Genomic DNA, 15,805 nt, shown 5'->3' with positions numbered 1-15,805 from the left:
CCCGCCTGCCGCCGCCGCCCGCCTGCCGCCGCCGCCCGCCTGCCGCCGCCGCCCGCCTGCCGCCGCCGCCCGCCTGCCGCCGCCGCCCGCCTGCCGCCGCCGCCCGCCTGCCCGCCTGCCGCCGCCGCCCGCCTGCCCGCCTGCCGCCGCCGCCCGCCTGCCCGCCTGCCGCTGCCCGCCTGCCGCCGCTGCCCGCCTGCCGCCGCTGCCCGCCTGCCCTGCCTGCCGCCTGCCTGCCGGCCGGCGGCCGGCTCAGCGGCCGTCGCGGGGGCCGAAGGCGGTCAGGGCGTCGGCGTCGCTGTGCTGGGAGCGCAGGTACTCGTCGGCCCAGGCGGCGGCGTCGGGGAAGGTCGACTCCGCCGCCACGCGGGCGCAGGCCAGGTCCACGTCGAAGGTGGTGCGGCGCAGTTGGACGCCCGGCCCGAGCAGCGCCCACCAAGCGCCCGCGCCTCCGTACGGCATGCCGATGCTGCCCGGGTTGACCACAAGACGCCGGTCGACCAGCCGGGTGAAGGGCATGTGCGTGTGGCCGCAGACCACCGTGGTGATCTCGGCGGGGAGACCGTCGAACACCTCCGCCCAGCGCGCCATCCGGGAGTCGACGAGCACGACCTCCTCGTCATCGCGGGGCGTGGCGTGGCAGAACAGCGTCGGCCCGAGGCCGTCGATCTCCAGCGTCGTCGTCGCCGGCAGCGCGGCGAGCCGGGCCACCTGGTCGTCGCGCAGCTGCCCGGCGGCCCAGTTCGACACGTCGATCGACGCCGGGCGGCCGGCCCGGGCCTCGACCAGCTCGCGGTCGGCATTGCCGCCGACCCAGCACACCCGGTCGCCCAGGCCGGCGAGCACGTCCAGCACCTCGACCGGTTGCGGGCCGGCGGCGATGTCACCGGTCAGCACGATCAGATCGGCGGTGGCGACGTCCGGCTCGGCCAGTACGGCCTCCAGCGCCGGCAGGACACCATGGATGTCGGAGAGCACCGCAACTCGGTTCACCATGGGCCCCACCCTCACCGCGGGCACCGCCTCCAGGCCAGCGATTCTGCGTCAGGCAGACGGCAAACGTCCCCGCCTACCGTCGGTGACGGCAGGCGGGGACGTCGGATGCTGCTCAGACGCGGGCGCGACGGGCCAGGCGCTCCGGGTCCAGGATGATGATGCTCTTGCCGTCCAATCGCAGCCAGCCACGCGAGGCGAAGTCGGCCAGCGCCTTGTTGACGGTCTCCCGCGAGGCGCCGACGAGCTGGGCGATCTCCTCCTGCGTGAGGTCGTGGGTCACCCGCAGAACGCCGCCGTCGCGGGTGCCGAAGCGGCCCGCCATCTGGAGCAGGTTCTTGGCGACCCGGCCCGGCACGTCCGTGAAGATCAGGTCGGCGAGCGAGTCGTTGGTCCGGCGCAGCCGCCGGGCGAGCACCCGGAGTAGCTGTTCGGCGATCTCCGGGCGGTTGTTGAGCCACGGCCGCAGCGCTTGCTTACGCAGCCGCACCAGCCGGGTGTCGGTCACCGCGGTGGCGGTCGCCGTACGCGGACCCGGGTCGAAGAGCGACAGCTCACCGACCATGTCCGACGGCCCCATCACCGCGATGAGGTTCTGCCGGCCGTCCGCTGCGCGGCGACCAACCTTGATCTTCCCGGACAGCAGGATGTAGAGGCTGTCACCGGGCTCGCCCTCATTGAAGACGATCTCGCCCTTGCGGACCTCGATCGTCTCCATCTCCTTGGCAAGCGCCTCGGCAGCTTCCGGGTCAACACCCTGGAAGATCCCGCTGCGGGCCAGTACCTCGTCCATTGCGCACCTCCGGTTGCGCGTGCCGTCCGTCGGCCGGGGCCGCCGTCCGCTGATCCCCTCGCGCGCCGCCAAGTCTAGGCGCACGTGAGCACGAATCAGAGGTCGCCCCTGGAATCTTGATCGGTGGGCGTAACCTGCCCGACGTGCTGAGCGAGCCGACTCTGACCTGCCGCGCCGAGGACGGGCGCCACGTCCCACTGCTCGTCTGGCGTGCGGACGTGCCCCTGCGGGCGGTCAGCAGTGCCCCGTTGGGCGGTGGCATCGGGGTCCGGCGGTGGGTGTTGAACGCGACCGTACCGATGTCGTACGACCGGGATGACCCTGCGGCGCACCTGGCCGCGCTCGCCGCCGAGCTGGCCCTCGACGGGCCCGGGGTCGGTCTGCTGACCGGCGTCGATGTGACCGAGGTTGTGGCGCGAACCGACGCCGGGGTGCGGGCCTGGGCGACGGTCGGGCTCGGCACGCCGGTGCCCGCGGCCGCGCCGACGCCGGCCGCGCTGGCCCCACACGTCGGCACTGTCAACATCGTGGTGTACGTGCCGGCCCGGCTCGCCGACTCGGCACTGGTGAATGCGGTGGCCACCGCGACCGAGGCGAAGACCCAGGCGATCACCGAGCTGGGGGTCCCGGGGACCGGTACGCCCACCGACGCGGTCACCGTGCTCTGCCCGGTGGACGGGCCGGAGGCCGCGTACGGCGGGCCGCGCTCCACCTGGGGTGCCCCGCTCGCCCGAGCGGTGCACGCGGCGGTGCTCGCCGGCGGTTCCCGGCCGGTCGTGCCCTGGTCCGAGCAGCTCACGGGCGCAAAGTCCAACCGATCGGCTGTCGTCGGCGCGTTTAACGACCGGTAGGGTCGCGGGCGATGTATGCTCCCGCCCCCCTCGCGTCCCGCCCGCGCCGCCGCGTCGCCCTCGGCCTCGCCGCGCTGCTGGCCGCCCTCCTCGTGGCCGGCTGTGCCGAACCCGTTGGTGAGGCACCCGTCTGGCAGCCCGGTGCGGGAGGTGGTGGCACCGGCGCGCCGGTCTCCACGACCGGCCCGAAGGCCACCGGGCCGGCATCGTCCGGTCAGGGTGGCGCGATCTCGCTCTCCGCCACCGGCGACATCATCATGGGCAACGCGCCCAGTCGGCTGCCCGCCGCCGGCGGTAAGGGCTTCTTCAACTCGGTCACCGCGGCGCTCAAGGCCGACCTGGTGATGGGCAACCTGGAGGAGCCGCTGACGGTCGACACCGGCACCGGCAAGTGCGGGGCGAACTCCACCCGGTGCTTCCAGTTCCGCGCCCCGCCGGAGTACGCCGCGCACCTGCGTGACGCCGGCTTCGACGTGCTCAACCAGGCCAACAACCACGGCTACGACTACGGGCCCAAGGGCTACGAGAACACCCAGAAGGCGCTGAAGAAGTACGACCTGGAGCACACCGGCGCGCCGAACGAGATCACCGTGGTCGACGTCAAGGGCGTCAAGGTCGCCGTCGCCGGCTTCTCGTCGTACGTCTGGTCCAACAGCCTCGTCGACATCGACAAGGCGAAGGCGGTGGTCGCCAAGGCCGCCACCATGGCCGACCTGGTCGTGGTGCAGGTGCACATGGGTGGCGAGGGCGTCGACAAGACCCGGGTGAAGCCGGGCACCGAGATGTTCCTGGGCGAGAACCGGGGCGACCCGGTGAAGTTCTCGCACGCCATGATCGACGCCGGCGCCGACCTGATCGTCGGGCACGGCCCGCACGTGCTGCGCGGGATGGAGTTCTACAAGGGGCGCCTGATCGCGTACAGCCTGGGCAACTTCGCCGGCGGCGGCAACTCGCTGAGCAACGCCGGCCGCCTCGGCTGGGGCGGAGTGCTGAAGGTGTCGCTCAAGCCGGACGGCAGCTGGGGCGGCGGCTCGTTCACCTCCACGTACATGAACTCCGCCGGTAAGCCGACCATGGACCCGGACGACCGGGGCCTGGGCCTGGTCACCGAGTTGAGTCGCGCCGACTTCCCGAAGGGCGGCGCCCGCCTCGACGGGCAGGGGAAGATCTCGCCGCCAACCGCCGGCTGACCCGACGAGGAGCGTCCGGGGTGCGACGTAGGCTGACCGTCGTGACCAGTAGCCCTCCCGGTGCCAGCGAGACCGACCTCGGGCGTAAACGCCGCGCCCGCAAGATCGGCCGGGTGCTGGCCGAGACGCATCCCGACGCGCATTGTGAGCTGGACCACTCCAACGCTCTGGAGTTGGCCGTCGCCACGATCCTGTCCGCGCAGTGCACGGACAAGAAGGTCAACGAGGTCACCCCGAAGCTCTTCGCCCGCTACCCGAGCGCTGCCGCCTATGCCGGCGCCGACCGGGGCGAGATGGAGGAGCTGATCCGGCCCACCGGCTTCTACCGCAACAAGACCGACTCACTGCTCAAGCTCGGTCAGGCCCTCCTCGACCGGTACGACGGCACGGTCCCGGGCCGGCTCGTCGACCTGGTGACGCTCCCCGGCATCGGCCGCAAGACCGCCAACGTGATCCTGGGCAACGCCTTCGACGTCCCGGGCATCACCGTCGACACGCACTTCCAGCGACTGGTCCACCGGTGGCGGCTGACCACCGAGACCGACCCGGTCAAGATCGAGCACGCGGTCGGCGCGCTGTACGACAAGCGCGACTGGACCATGCTCTCGCACCGGATCATCTTCCACGGGCGACGGGTCTGCCACGCCCGCAAGCCGGCCTGCGGCGCCTGCACGCTCGCCAAGCTCTGCCCTTCGTACGGCACCGGCCCGACCGAGCCGGCGGCCGCCGCCAAGCTGCTCAAGGGCCCTCGGGCGCGCGACCTCGCGGTGGCTGCCGGGGTCGACCCGGAGTTGGTGCCGGCACAGGCGATCACGGCGGAGGTGCCGTGAACCGCCGCCGCCTCGCCCTCGCCGTCCTGCCGCTGCTGCTGGCGGTCACCGCTTGCACCAGCGGTACGGCCGACGACGAGCCAGCCCCCCGTCCGGCCGCCGCCGAGCGACCATCCCCGTTCCGGGACTGCGCCACGCTGAGCACCGCGCCCACGGCCACGTCGCCCGGCTCCGGCACGGCGACCCCCAAAACGGCTACCCCCGCCTCGCCCGGCACGACGGCCCCCGATGGCACGACGACCCGCGCCCCCGGCGGGTCGGCGCTGCCGGAGTTGACGCTCTCCTGCTTCACCGGCGGTGCCCCCGTCGTGCTGCGGGAGGTGGCCGGGCCGGCGGTGATCAACGTGTGGGCTTCGTGGTGCCCGCCGTGCCGCAAGGAGCTGCCCGCCTTCCAGCGCCTCAGCGAGCGGGCCGCCGGTCAGCTCCAGGTGGTCGGGGTCAACAGTCGGGACAGCCGGGGCGGCGCCCAGTCCATCGGTGAGGACTTCGGCGTCCGGTTCCCGATCCTGGTGGACCAGGGCGAGGCGCTACAGCGCGAGCTGAAGCGCAACGCCATTCCGCTGACCCTCTTCGTCGACGCCGACGGTCAGGTCCGGCACATCGACGCCAGCGGCGCTCTCGACGACACCAGGCTCGCCAAGCTGGTCCGCCAGCATCTCGGCCTGGCGGTGCCGGCGTGACCCGTCGGCCCCCCGAGTGGATCGAGCCGTTGCTGACCCGGCTGGGCACCGCCCGCGCCGAGGACTTCACCCGGCTGACCACGCCGGCCGAGGGTGGTCGGGAGAGCGCCGTGCTGGTGCTGCTCGGCGAGGAGCCCGGCGCGGGTCCCGACGTGCTGGTCCTGCAACGCGCCGCCACCCTGCGCAACCACGCCGGCCAGCCCGCCTTTCCCGGGGGTGCGGCCGACCCCGAGGACGCCGACGTCCGCGCCACCGCCCTGCGCGAGGCGAACGAGGAGGTTGGCCTCGACCCGGCCAGCGTGACAGTGCTGGCCGAGCTGCCGAAACTGTGGATCCCGGTCAGCGACTTCGTGGTCACGCCGGTGCTGGCCTGGTGGCACGACCCGCACCCGGTGCACCCACGGGAGCCGGCCGAGGTGGCACACGTCGCCCGCCTGCCGGTCAGCGAGCTGGTCGATCCGGCCAACCGACTGCGGGTCCGGCACCCGAGCGGCTGGATCGGGCCGGCGTTCTCGGCGCGCGGGATGCTCGTCTGGGGCTTCACCGCCGGGGTGCTCGCCACCCTGCTCGAGATGGGCGGCTGGGCCCGTCCGTGGTCGCGCGGGCGGGTGGTGGAGCTTCCGCCGACCGGGGCGACACCGGCCCCGTCCGCCGGCACCGACGAGGCTGACGAGAACGCCCTGCGCTGACCGCACGGTCACCATCCGCAAGCGATGGTCATCCGGTGGGCACACTGCCCGTACGCTTGACCCGTGTCCGTCGTGGATCTCGTCCTGCTGCTGCTCATGCTCGTGTTCGCGATCAGCGGATACCGCCAGGGTTTCGTCATCGGCGTCACGTCGTTGTCCGGCTTCTTCCTGGGTCTGCTGCTGGGTCTCCAGCTCGGGCCGCTGTTCGCCAGACAGTTCGTGGACGCCGGCACCCGTGTGCTGATCTCGCTGGTGGCCATCTTCGGGCTGGCGGTGGTCGGGCAGGCACTCGCCGGTTGGCTCGGCTCGCACCTGCGCAAGACGATCACCAGCGACGTGGGTAAACGGGCCGACGACGTCGGTGGGGCGCTCGTCTCGCTGTTCGCGGTGCTCCTGCTCGCCTGGCTGGTCGCGGTGCCGCTCGGCTCGTCCTCGGTGCCCTGGCTCGCCGCCTCGGTCCGCAACAGCGCGTTGATCACGGTGGTCAACCAGGTCCTGCCGGAACAGGCCCACCAGCTGTCCACGGCGCTGGAGGACACCGTCGACACCGACGGGTTCCCGGACGTCTTCGGTGACCTCGCGCCCACCCGGGCCAGGCAGGTCGACCCGCCGGACCCGGCACTGGCCGGCTCGCAGGTGGTGGTCAGCGGTCAGCAGTCGGTCGTGAAGGTGCTCGGCTCCGCGCCCAGCTGCTCACGCCGAATCGAGGGTTCCGGCTTCGTGTACGCGGACGACCGGGTGATGACCAACGCGCACGTCGTGGCCGGCACCCGCTCGGTCGCCGTGGAGCTGGGCGGCGAGCGGTACGACGGCAAGGTGGTGGTCTACGACCCGAACCGGGATCTCGCGGTGCTGCTCGTGCCCGGGCTGCCCGGGCCGTCCCTGCGGTTCGCCGCCGGCAACGCGGGCAGCGGCTCCGACGCCATCGTGCTCGGTTTCCCGCTCGACGGCCCGTACAACGCGCAGTCGGCGCGGGTCCGGGACGTCGACCGGATCAAGGGCCCGGACATCTACTCGTCCAGCGAGGTGACCCGGGAGATCTACACGATCCGGGCGCTGGTGCGCAGCGGCAACTCGGGCGGTCCGCTGCTCTCCGCCAACGGCCTGGTGCTCGGCGTGATCTTCGCGGCGGCGTCCGACGACCCGAACACCGGCTTCGCCGTGACGGCCGCCGAGGCCCGCCCGGTGGCGTTGGCCGGTGCCGAACGCAACCGGCAGGTCGCCACCGGCGAGTGCACCTGAGCGTGGCCGCGGGGACAGCTCAGCTCTGAGCCGGCAGGGCGCGGCGCCCGACGGTCGGTAGCTTCGTCCGTCCCCACCGCAGCCCTCGGTCCAACACGGCACGGGCCATGATCGCGACGCACGTGCCGCCGTTGAGGAAGGACGCCACCACGTCGCTCGGGTGGTGCATTCCCCGGTACATCCGGGTCATCGCCACGCCCAGTGGCACCATCAGCAGCAGCGTCCACCAGGCGACCTTCGCGCCGGTGCTCCGTGCCCGCAGCGCCAGCAGCACGGCGATGCCGACGTAGAGAGCCACCGCCGCCGAGGTGTGCCCGGACGGAAAGCTCGACGTGGGTGGCGAGACGTCCATGTGCTCCACCGCCGGCCGCTGCCGGTCGATCGCCAGCGTGGTCAGCAGGAACACCAGCGCCTGGGCGGTCACCGCCGCGCACAGGAACAGTGGCTCGCGCCAGCGCTTCAGCCAGAGCCGCAGCGCCAACGCCACCAGCACGGTGACCACGACGATCATCTGGGTGCTGGCCAGCGTGCTGAACACCAGCGAGACGTTGTTCCATTCGCCGGTGCGGTCGGCGGCCAGTTCCCGGTTCACCGCGTCCTCCGCGGTGAACGGCCAGGTCCTGGCGAACACCCGGGTGACCAGCACCCCGAGCAGCACCATGAGCCCAAGCAGGAGGGACACCGGCAGCAGCACCCGCCGGACGATCTGGACCACGATCTCGGACATGGGTCGGCCAGTACCCGGCCGACCTCTTCCTCACTCCTCAGGCCGCTCCCGGCTGCCGCTCGACCTCGGGAGCGACGCCGTCGCGGGTCGGCCGGACCGGCCGAAGACCGGTGTGTGCCCGCCAACTGGTGAACGCGGCGGTGGTAGCCGCGACCACTGCCACACCGAGCAGCCATCCACCCACCACGTCGCTGGTGAAGTGCACGCCCAGCGTCACCCTGCTCAGCCCGGTCACCACTGTGAGCAGGACCGCCGCCACCCAGAGCGCGGCTCGCGCCGCCCTCCGCCGGGCGTACGGCAGGAGCACCAGCAGCAGCACCCCGGCGGCCAGGGTGGCGTTCAGCGCGTGCCCGGAGGGGAACGAGTAGCCGGCGGCACGGGCCACCGGGTCCAGCAACTCCGGCCGGTCCCGACCGACCAGCAACTTGAGCAGCGGACCGATCAACCCGCCGACGACCATGGTGGTGGCCGCCCAGAGGGCCAGCCGGCGGGCTCCCCGGCGCAGCAGCCAGACCACCAGGAGCAGGGCGACGGCGCGCAGTGGCATCGGTGCGAACACCTCGGTCCAGACCCGCATCAACGCGACCCAGGCCGGGTGATCCTGGGCGTAGCCGTGCAGCGCGTCGGTGACCGCCGTGTCCAGCCGGTGCAGCGGTGCCCAGGCGCCGAGGACCAGCAGTGTGAGCAGCGCGAACGGCACCAGCACCAGGAACGCCGCCGTCGCGGCGAGGGTGAGCCGCAGACCCAGCGCCTGGTCCGGGTCGAAGCGGCGGTGCCGCCAGGACGGCTGGCCGGTGGGGGCGGGGGTGGGCGGCTGGTGCGTACTCATGGGTCCGTTCTACCCGGCCGGGCAGCCGGTCAGGCCTGCCGGTCGGTCGCGATCAACGGGTCCGCTGACGCAGTCGGCGCACCATCAGGGCCGCACCGCCGACCAGAGCGACGAGGAGCACGACAGTGGTCCACAGCTGCTCCGGCGCGGAGGTGTCCTGACCGCCCGCCGCCCGAGCCGTCCAGCGGCTCTGCTGACCGGCTGCGGCGAGACCGAGTGGATCGCTACCGGCACCAGCCACCGGATCGTCGTCGGCCGAGCCGGGCGCCGGACCGAAACCGGTCACCCCTGGCGACGTCTGGTCGTCCAGCGGGTTGGTGGTCACCGGCGGCACCTGAGCGGTCAACGCGGCCACCGGATCGACCACCCCGTACCCGAAGCGGTCGTCCCGACCGGTCGGGCCCACGTCCCGGGCGGTGGCCAACAACCGGTTGACCACCTCACCCGCGGGCATCTGCGGATAGCGGGACCGGACCAGCGCGGCGGTCGCCGCCACCAGTGGCGCGGCGAAGCTGGTGCCCTGCACCCGCCAGTAACCGCCGGGCGGCTTGGCACCGACCAGCCCGCTGGCGGGAGCGGTGAGCACCGTCGCCCGGCCGGTGATCGAGCCGGACCACAGGTTGTCGCTGCTGCGTTCCAGACCGGACACCGCGATCACACCCGGCTCACGAGCCGGGTACCAGACCTTGGTGCTGGTGGAGGTGGCCAGGTTGCCGGTGCAGGCGACCACGACCACGTCCCGCACGAACGCGTAGTCCAGGGCGGCGGCCAGGGCCGGGCTGTCGCCGCTGCCACCCAGCGACAGGTTGATCACGCGGGCGCCGTTGTCGACCGCCCAGCGGACCCCCTGGGCGACGATCAGCGCGTCGTCGTAACGGTTCTCCTCGTCCAGCACACGGACCGGCAGGATCCGGGCGTCCGGTGCCAGGCCGACCACACCCCGCTTGTCGTCGTTGCGCCCGGCGATCAGGCCGGCGACCGTGGTGCCGTGACCCACCGGATCCGGGCCAGGAGCACCACCGGGGCCGACCAGGTCCTTGCCGGGCAGCACCTGGCCGACCAGGTCGGGGTGGTTGCCGTCTACTCCGGAGTCGACCACCGCCACTGTCACGCCCCGGCCGGTCGAACTGCGCCACGCCGTCTCGGCCTGCAACTCGTCGAGCTGCCACTGCTCGTCGCGGACCTGATCGGTGCGGGCGACAGCGTCACCGGGGGCGAACGCCATCGGCGCGCCGGCGAGCTGTCCACCGTTCGTGGGCGCGGCGACGGGCACGGCTGCCGCGGTCGGGGCCACGACGGCAAGCGCCGCGGCCACGCCGAGCAGCGCCCGGCCGGTCGCTCGTCGGGCCGCTGACGGACCGCTGTACCGCACCCCAGTCACATCCTCAGCCATCCATCCCGACGGAACCATGACGATCGGAGATTACCGGTTTCCCCACCCGTCACGGGAAGAACCGGCGAGTCAGGTCATTGCGGCGGCAGTTGTGCCAGCTGAACGAGACGTACGCCCTCCCGCCGGGTGACCAGTCGACCACGCCCCGGCGGCAGCGGTCCGGGTCGCACCGGCCCGACGAGTGCGCCCTCCTCGGGGCTGCCCGCCATCACCAGGCCGGCCGTGGACAGCTCCCGCAGGCGCTGCACGATCGGCTCGTACTGGGCCCGGCTCGCCCCACCGGACCGGCGGGCCAGCACCAGGTGCAGCCCGATGTCGCGGGCGTGCGGCAGGTGCTCCTCCAGTGCGCGCAACGGGTTCGCCGGACCCGCCGCCACCAGGTCGTAGTCGTCCACCAGCACGAACAGCTCCGGCCCGGACCACCAGGACCGGTCCCGCAACTGCTGCGGGGTGACCTCCGGCCCGGGAGCCCGCCGTTCCAGGTAGCCGGCGGCCGACTCGACCAGGTCGGCGGTGTGCGCCGCCGCGGTGCCGTACCCGATCAGGTGTGGCGTCTCGATGGCGCCGAGCAGGCTGCGTCGATAGTCGACGAGGATCACCCGGGCCTGCTCGGGAGTGAACCGGGTGATGATCGACGTGGCCAGCGCGCGCAGGAAGGACGACTTGCCGCACTCCGAGTCCCCGAAGACCACGAAGTGCGGCTCGGTGGCGAAGTCGAGCGACACCGGGCGCAGGTCCGCCTCCGCGATCCCGATCGGCAGCCGCAGCCCGGTCGTCGAGGTGAGGTCCAGATCGGCGTACGGCAGCACCGGCGGGAGCAGCCGCACCCGGGGCGCCGGAGCACCCGCCCACCCGTCGGCGGCCCGCTTGACCAGGTCGGCGGTGTCTCCGCCGGCGGTACCGAGCTGGGGCAGCGCGGTGAGGAAGTGCAGGCCCTCCGCTGTCACCCCTCGACCGGAGCGCTCCGGCACGTTGGCGGCCGCACGCCGGGCCACCAACGAGTCGGCCGGATCACCGAGGCGCAGCTCCAGCCGGGAGCCGAACAGGTCCCGGATCGCCGGGCGGAAATCGAGCCAGCGCAGCCCGGTGGCGACCACGTGCAGCCCGTACGACAGGCCCCGGGTGGCCAGGTCGGTGACGAGTGGTTCCAGGTCGTCGTACTCGCCGCGGATGGTGGTCCACCCGTCGATCACCAGGAACACGTCGCCGTACGGGTCGGTGCCCGGCTGCCCGGCCGTCCCCGCTGCCGCTCGACGCTGCCGGTACGCGGCCATCGACTCCACGCCCAGCTCGGCGAAGCGGCGTTCCCGGTCGACCAGCAGGGTGGTCATCTCGCCGACGGTGCGTCGTACGGCGGTCGGGTCGGCGCGGCCGGTCACCCCGCCGACGTGCGGAAGGTCGCGCAGCGCGGCCAACCCGCCGCCGCCGAAGTCGAGGCAGTAGACCTGCACCTCGGCCGGTGTGTGAGTGAGCGCCAGCGCGCAGATCAGCGTGCGCAGGGCGGTGGACTTGCCGCTCTGCGGCGCACCGACCACCGCGACGTGCCCGGCAGCGCCGTCCAGCGCCAGCCAGAGCAGGTCCCGGCGCTGCTCCAACGGTTTGTCCACCACCGCCATCGGCACGCCGAGTGCCCCGTGCAGCTCCGGGTTGCCCACGGTCAGCCCGCGTTTCGGGTGCACCTCGACCTGGCCGAGCAGCTCGTCCAGGGCGGGCGGCTGGCCGAGCGGCGGAAGCCAGACCTGGTGCGCCGGCGGGCCCTGCCCCACGAGCCGGTCCACCAGCAGGTCGAGCAGCGTCCTGCTGCCCTCCTCCTCCGCCACGACGGGTACGACCGGTGCTGCCGGCTCGGGCACCGGTACGACGTGGGTGGTGAAGGTGAGCAGCCGCGCGCCCCCCTCGGCGGCGACGCCGCCCGGAGCGGTCCGACGGCGGACGGCACCGGAGACGTACGCGGCCTTGAAGCGGGCCAGCGGGTCGGTGCCGGCACGCAGGTAGCCGTGGCCCGGTGAGCGGGGCAACTCGTGCGCGTCCGCCACGCCGAGCACCGTCCGGGACTCCAGCGCCGAGAAGGTGCGCAACCCGATCCGGTACGAGAGGTGGGTGTCCAACCCGCGGAGCCGGCCCTCCTCCAGGCGCTGGCTGGCGAGCAGCAGGTGCACGCCGAGCGACCGGCCCAGCCGGCCGATCTGCACGAACAGGTCGATGAAGTCGGGCTTGGCGGAGAGCAGCTCCGAGAATTCGTCGCAGATCAGCAGCAACGACGGCAGCGGGGCGAGGGGACTGCCGGCCGCCCTGGCCCGCTCGTAGTCGCGCACGCCGGCGAAGTTGCCGGCCCGCCGCAGCAATTCCTGGCGGCGGACCAACTCCCCGTTTATCGCGTCCACCATGCGATCGACCAGGGGCAACGCGTCGGCCAGGTTGGTGATCACGGCCGCGGTGTGTGGCAGCCGGTCGAACGAGGTGAAGGTGGCGCCGCCCTTGAAGTCGACGAGCACGAAGTTGAGCTGCTCGGAGCTGTGCGTGGCGGCGAGCCCCAGCACCAGCGTGCGGAGCAGCTCGGATTTGCCGGAGCCGGTCGCCCCGATGAGCAGGCCGTGCGGGCCCATGCCGTCCTGGGCGGATTCCTTGAGGTCCAGCTCGATGGCCCCGCCGTCCGCGCCCACCCCGATCGGCACCCGCAACCGGTCCCGTGCCGAGCGCGGCAACCAGCCCTGTTCCGCCGTGAAGCTCTCCGGGTCACCGAGGCCGAGCAGCTCGGGGAGGCCCAGGTCGGCCTGGAGCGGGGCGTCCGGCCCGCGGGCCGCGCCGGCGAGCCGCAAAGGTGCCAGCCGTCGGGCGACCGCCTCGGCGTCGGCCAGGTCCAGCTGGTCGGCGGTGCCCACCTCGGCGTGCCCGTCGGACGACCGCGAGTGCAGCCGCCGGCCGTGCAACTCCAGCAGCAACGCGTACCGGTCCAGCAGTCGGGGCGGCGGGGTGTCCAGGTCCAGCACGGTGACCGCATCGATGCCGCCGTCGCCGGTCAGGTCACTGGCACCGGTCAGGTCGCCGCCGTCGAGGACCACCACCACGTGCTGGCCGTCGGTGGCCGGACCGGCCGGGCTGAACCGGGACCGGGTGGCCAGAACGTCGGCCAGCAGCGACTCCAACTCGGCGGCCGAGCTCGTGACCAGGCGTACCGGGCCGAGCGCGTCGGTGCGGCCGGGATGGTGGGCGTGCGGGAGCCACTTCACCCACTCCCAGCAGGCGCGGCGCTCGGGCCCGGCGCAGACCGCGACGAGCAGTTCGTCGGGGGCGTGGAACACCGCCAGCTGGGTCAGCACGGCCCGGACCAGCGCCTGCGCCGCCGGGTCGCCGGTGGGCGGTCCACCGGTGGTCGGGGTGGTCGCCCGGCCACGGCCGGCGGGTCGCACGTGCACCCGGGCGAAGCTGCGCAGCGACAGCGCCACCGGCAGGTCCGGCACCACGGAGTACGCGTCCAGGAAGCGGCGTAGCGCGCCGGCGGTCATCGGCTCGAGCTCCTCCAGCGGCCGGGTCACCGGTGGGACCAGTGGGGTGGCCAGTGTCTGCGGCCCGACGGCGACCCGCACCACAGCGAAATCGGGGTCGGCGGGGCGCCGCTCCCAGACCCGGTGGCTGTCCACCGTCGACCAGAGCTGGCCCGGATCCGGGTGCCGGTAGTAGAGCCCGGCCCGTTGCTGGCCCGCGGTCCGCCGGACCCGCCGCCGCAGCGTGGCCAGGTGGCGCAGGTACTCCCTGCGGGCGGCCATCATCTCGGACTTCTTCGGGGTGCCGGAGGCGCTGCCCCAGGAGGTCACGAGCATCGCCAACGAGGAGAGCCCGAACATGCCGCCCACCACGTACGAGTAGGCCCCGCCGCCCCGACCGAACATCATCGCCATCGCCACCGTGCCGCCGAGCATGGGCAGCAGCATGAGCAGCTGCTGCCACCGCCCGCCGGTCACCACGGGGATCTCCGGCGGTGCGTCGACCGACAGCTCACCGGCGGGAATCTCCGGCGCTGGTCGGCGCGGTGGGCGCTTGATGACGACGGTGGACACTCGGCCTCCTGACAGCGCTGGGTAACCCGAGCCTGGCTCATGGTAGGTAAAGTCCTGTCGTCCGCGCAGCCTCCGATCCCCCTCGATATGGAGACCAGTCGATGACTACCGGGCTGGCACGCGTCACCATCAGCGCGTCGCAACGACGGGTGGACGTCGCCCTGCCGGAGCAGGTGCCCCTGGCTGAGCTGCTGCCCGACGTGCTCCGGCACGCCGGTGTCGGGCTCGCCGACGACGGCGAGCAGCACGGCGGTTGGGTGCTCCGCCGCACCGACGGGGCGTTGCTGGTGACCGCACAGGCGCTGCTGCCGCAGGGGGTGCGCGACGGTGAGGTGCTGCACCTCGTGCCGGCCCGCGCACACTGGCCCGAGTTGGAGTACGACGACGTCATCGAGGCGATCGCCGACGGTGCTCGCCGCCGGGGCGGCGCCTGGTCGCCCACCGCCACCCGGGCAGCCGGTCTGGCCGGTGCCGCCGTACCACTGGCGGTCGGACTGCTCGCGCTGCTCGCCGGGGGCCCGACCCACCGGGCCGGTTGGCTGGCGGCCGTCTCGGTGGCGCTGGTGCTCACCGTGGCCGGCACCGTCGCCTCCCGCGCCAACGGCGACGGCGCCGCCGGGGCGACGCTCGGCGGCTACGCGCTGCCCTACGCGTTCACGGCCGGTGCCCTGGCCGTCGGCTCCGGCGACCCGGTCGGGCCGTTCGGACCGGCCCGCTGGGTGGGCGCTCCCGAACTGCTGGCCGGCTCGGTCGCGCTGCTGCTGGCGGCGTTGATCGGCCTCCTCGGGGTGGCCAGTCGGCTGCGGGTCTTCGTGGCCGGTGTCACGGTCGGCCTGATCGGCGCGGGGGCCGCGCTCGGTGGGCTGCTGATGACCACTGCCGGTACGGCGGCGGTGCTGCTCAGCGCACTGGTCTTCGCCGTCGGCGTGATTCCGCTGCTGGCCATCCGGCTGGGCAAGCTGCCGCTGCCGCCGATCACCCTGCCGGCCGCCACCCCCGCGGAGGAGCCGGAGCGGGTGCGGGATCTGCCGGACCGGGGCCGGGTGCACGCTGCGGTGATCCGCACCGAGGAGATGCTCACCGGAATGCTGATCGGCCACGCGTTGCTGGTGGTGGCCACCGCTGTCGTACTCGTGGTCGCCGGTGGCACTGCCGGTCGGGTGCTGGTGGCGGTCACCTCGGCCGTGCTGCTGCTGCGGTCGCGGCTGTTCGTGGCGCTGCGACACCGGGTGCCGACGGTGCTCGCCGGGTTGGCCGGCTACGCGGCGCTGGGTGCCGTGCTGGTCGGTCGGGCCGACGAGACCGGGCGATTGGTGCTGGTCCTGGGCGGGGCGGCGCTGGCCCTGGTGGCGGTCGCCAGCGGCACCGGGTACGCCCGCCGGCCGGTCTCGCCGTACCTCGGGAGGATCGCGGACCTCACGGACACGGCCCTGGTGGTCGCCGTGGTGCCGGTCGCCTGCGCGGTGCTGGACCTGTACGACCGGGCCCGGGGGTTGCTCGGTTGAGCGGCCCCCGGGCCCGGTGTGTCAG

13 protein-coding genes are annotated in these 15,805 nt (G+C 73.4%); 7 read left to right on the top strand and 6 right to left on the bottom strand.

The window, feature by feature from the left end; genetic code table 11:
- Positions 1–252 precede the first annotated feature (252 nt).
- Positions 253–996 (bottom strand): metallophosphoesterase family protein, encoded by a 744-nt coding sequence (locus ACFYP0_RS20835; protein WP_356978035.1) that lies wholly within the window; start codon positions 994–996, stop codon positions 253–255.
- Between the two features lie 112 nt (positions 997–1,108).
- The gene (locus tag ACFYP0_RS20830; RefSeq protein ID WP_007466162.1) at positions 1,109–1,786 is read right to left on the bottom strand and encodes a Crp/Fnr family transcriptional regulator; all 678 of its coding nucleotides are present in this window, start codon (positions 1,784–1,786) and stop codon (positions 1,109–1,111) included.
- Between the two features lie 143 nt (positions 1,787–1,929).
- On the opposite strand from ACFYP0_RS20830, the gene ACFYP0_RS20825 reads away from it, so the two are divergent.
- The 6 genes from ACFYP0_RS20825 to ACFYP0_RS20800 all read left to right on the top strand — a co-directional run bounded on the left by ACFYP0_RS20825 (position 1,930) and on the right by ACFYP0_RS20800 (position 7,268).
- A complete protein-coding gene (locus ACFYP0_RS20825) occupies positions 1,930–2,637 on the top strand; it encodes an adenosylcobinamide amidohydrolase (protein ID WP_356978037.1) in 708 nt (235 codons plus the stop codon).
- A gap of 11 nt (positions 2,638–2,648) precedes the next feature.
- Positions 2,649–3,827 carry a CapA family protein gene (locus ACFYP0_RS20820; protein ID WP_356978039.1) on the top strand — a complete coding sequence of 393 codons (1,179 nt, stop codon included), beginning with the start codon at positions 2,649–2,651 and terminating at the stop codon, positions 3,825–3,827.
- A 41-nt stretch (positions 3,828–3,868) separates the two neighbouring features.
- Positions 3,869–4,657, top strand: coding sequence for an endonuclease III (gene nth, locus ACFYP0_RS20815; RefSeq protein ID WP_124853408.1), 789 nt, complete (start codon positions 3,869–3,871; stop codon positions 4,655–4,657).
- A complete protein-coding gene (locus ACFYP0_RS20810; RefSeq protein WP_356978041.1) occupies positions 4,654–5,337 on the top strand; it encodes a TlpA family protein disulfide reductase in 684 nt (227 codons plus the stop codon). Before nth ends, ACFYP0_RS20810 begins: the two co-directional genes overlap by 4 nt.
- Entirely contained in the window at positions 5,334–6,026 is a 693-nt protein-coding gene (locus ACFYP0_RS20805; RefSeq protein WP_355502113.1) for an NUDIX hydrolase, read from the top strand. The genes ACFYP0_RS20810 and ACFYP0_RS20805 overlap by 4 nt, the downstream gene beginning before the upstream one ends.
- A 63-nt stretch (positions 6,027–6,089) precedes the next feature.
- Positions 6,090–7,268 (top strand): MarP family serine protease, encoded by a 1,179-nt coding sequence (locus tag ACFYP0_RS20800; RefSeq protein ID WP_124853405.1) that lies wholly within the window; start codon positions 6,090–6,092, stop codon positions 7,266–7,268.
- Positions 7,269–7,287: 19 nt separating this feature from the next.
- Here ACFYP0_RS20800 and ACFYP0_RS20795 read toward each other — a convergent pair whose 3' ends face one another.
- From ACFYP0_RS20795 to eccCa, 4 genes are all read right to left on the bottom strand, one after another.
- Positions 7,288–7,995 carry a phosphatase PAP2 family protein gene (locus ACFYP0_RS20795; protein WP_386997208.1) on the bottom strand — a complete coding sequence of 236 codons (708 nt, stop codon included), beginning with the start codon at positions 7,993–7,995 and terminating at the stop codon, positions 7,288–7,290.
- A 37-nt stretch (positions 7,996–8,032) separates the two neighbouring features.
- Positions 8,033–8,824: a phosphatase PAP2 family protein gene (locus tag ACFYP0_RS20790; protein ID WP_356978046.1), complete on the bottom strand. Its 792-nt coding sequence runs from the start codon at positions 8,822–8,824 to the stop codon at positions 8,033–8,035.
- A 52-nt stretch (positions 8,825–8,876) separates the two neighbouring features.
- Entirely contained in the window at positions 8,877–10,217 is a 1,341-nt protein-coding gene (mycP, locus tag ACFYP0_RS20785) for a type VII secretion-associated serine protease mycosin (protein WP_124860865.1), read from the bottom strand.
- A gap of 74 nt (positions 10,218–10,291) precedes the next feature.
- A complete protein-coding gene (eccCa, locus tag ACFYP0_RS20780; protein ID WP_386997205.1) occupies positions 10,292–14,275 on the bottom strand; it encodes a type VII secretion protein EccCa in 3,984 nt (1,327 codons plus the stop codon).
- Positions 14,276–14,376: 101 nt separating this feature from the next.
- On the opposite strand from eccCa, the gene eccD reads away from it, so the two are divergent.
- On the top strand, positions 14,377–15,780 hold the full coding sequence (gene eccD, locus ACFYP0_RS20775) for a type VII secretion integral membrane protein EccD (RefSeq protein ID WP_386997203.1): 1,404 nt from the start codon (positions 14,377–14,379) through the stop codon (positions 15,778–15,780).
- The last annotated feature ends 25 nt before the right edge of the window (positions 15,781–15,805 follow it).

The organism is Micromonospora arida, from assembly GCF_042873195.1.
Lineage (GTDB): Bacteria > Actinomycetota > Actinomycetes > Mycobacteriales > Micromonosporaceae > Micromonospora > Micromonospora arida.
Note: the sequence above shows the minus strand (reverse complement) of the source record. Positions and strands in the feature narration are given on the sequence as shown.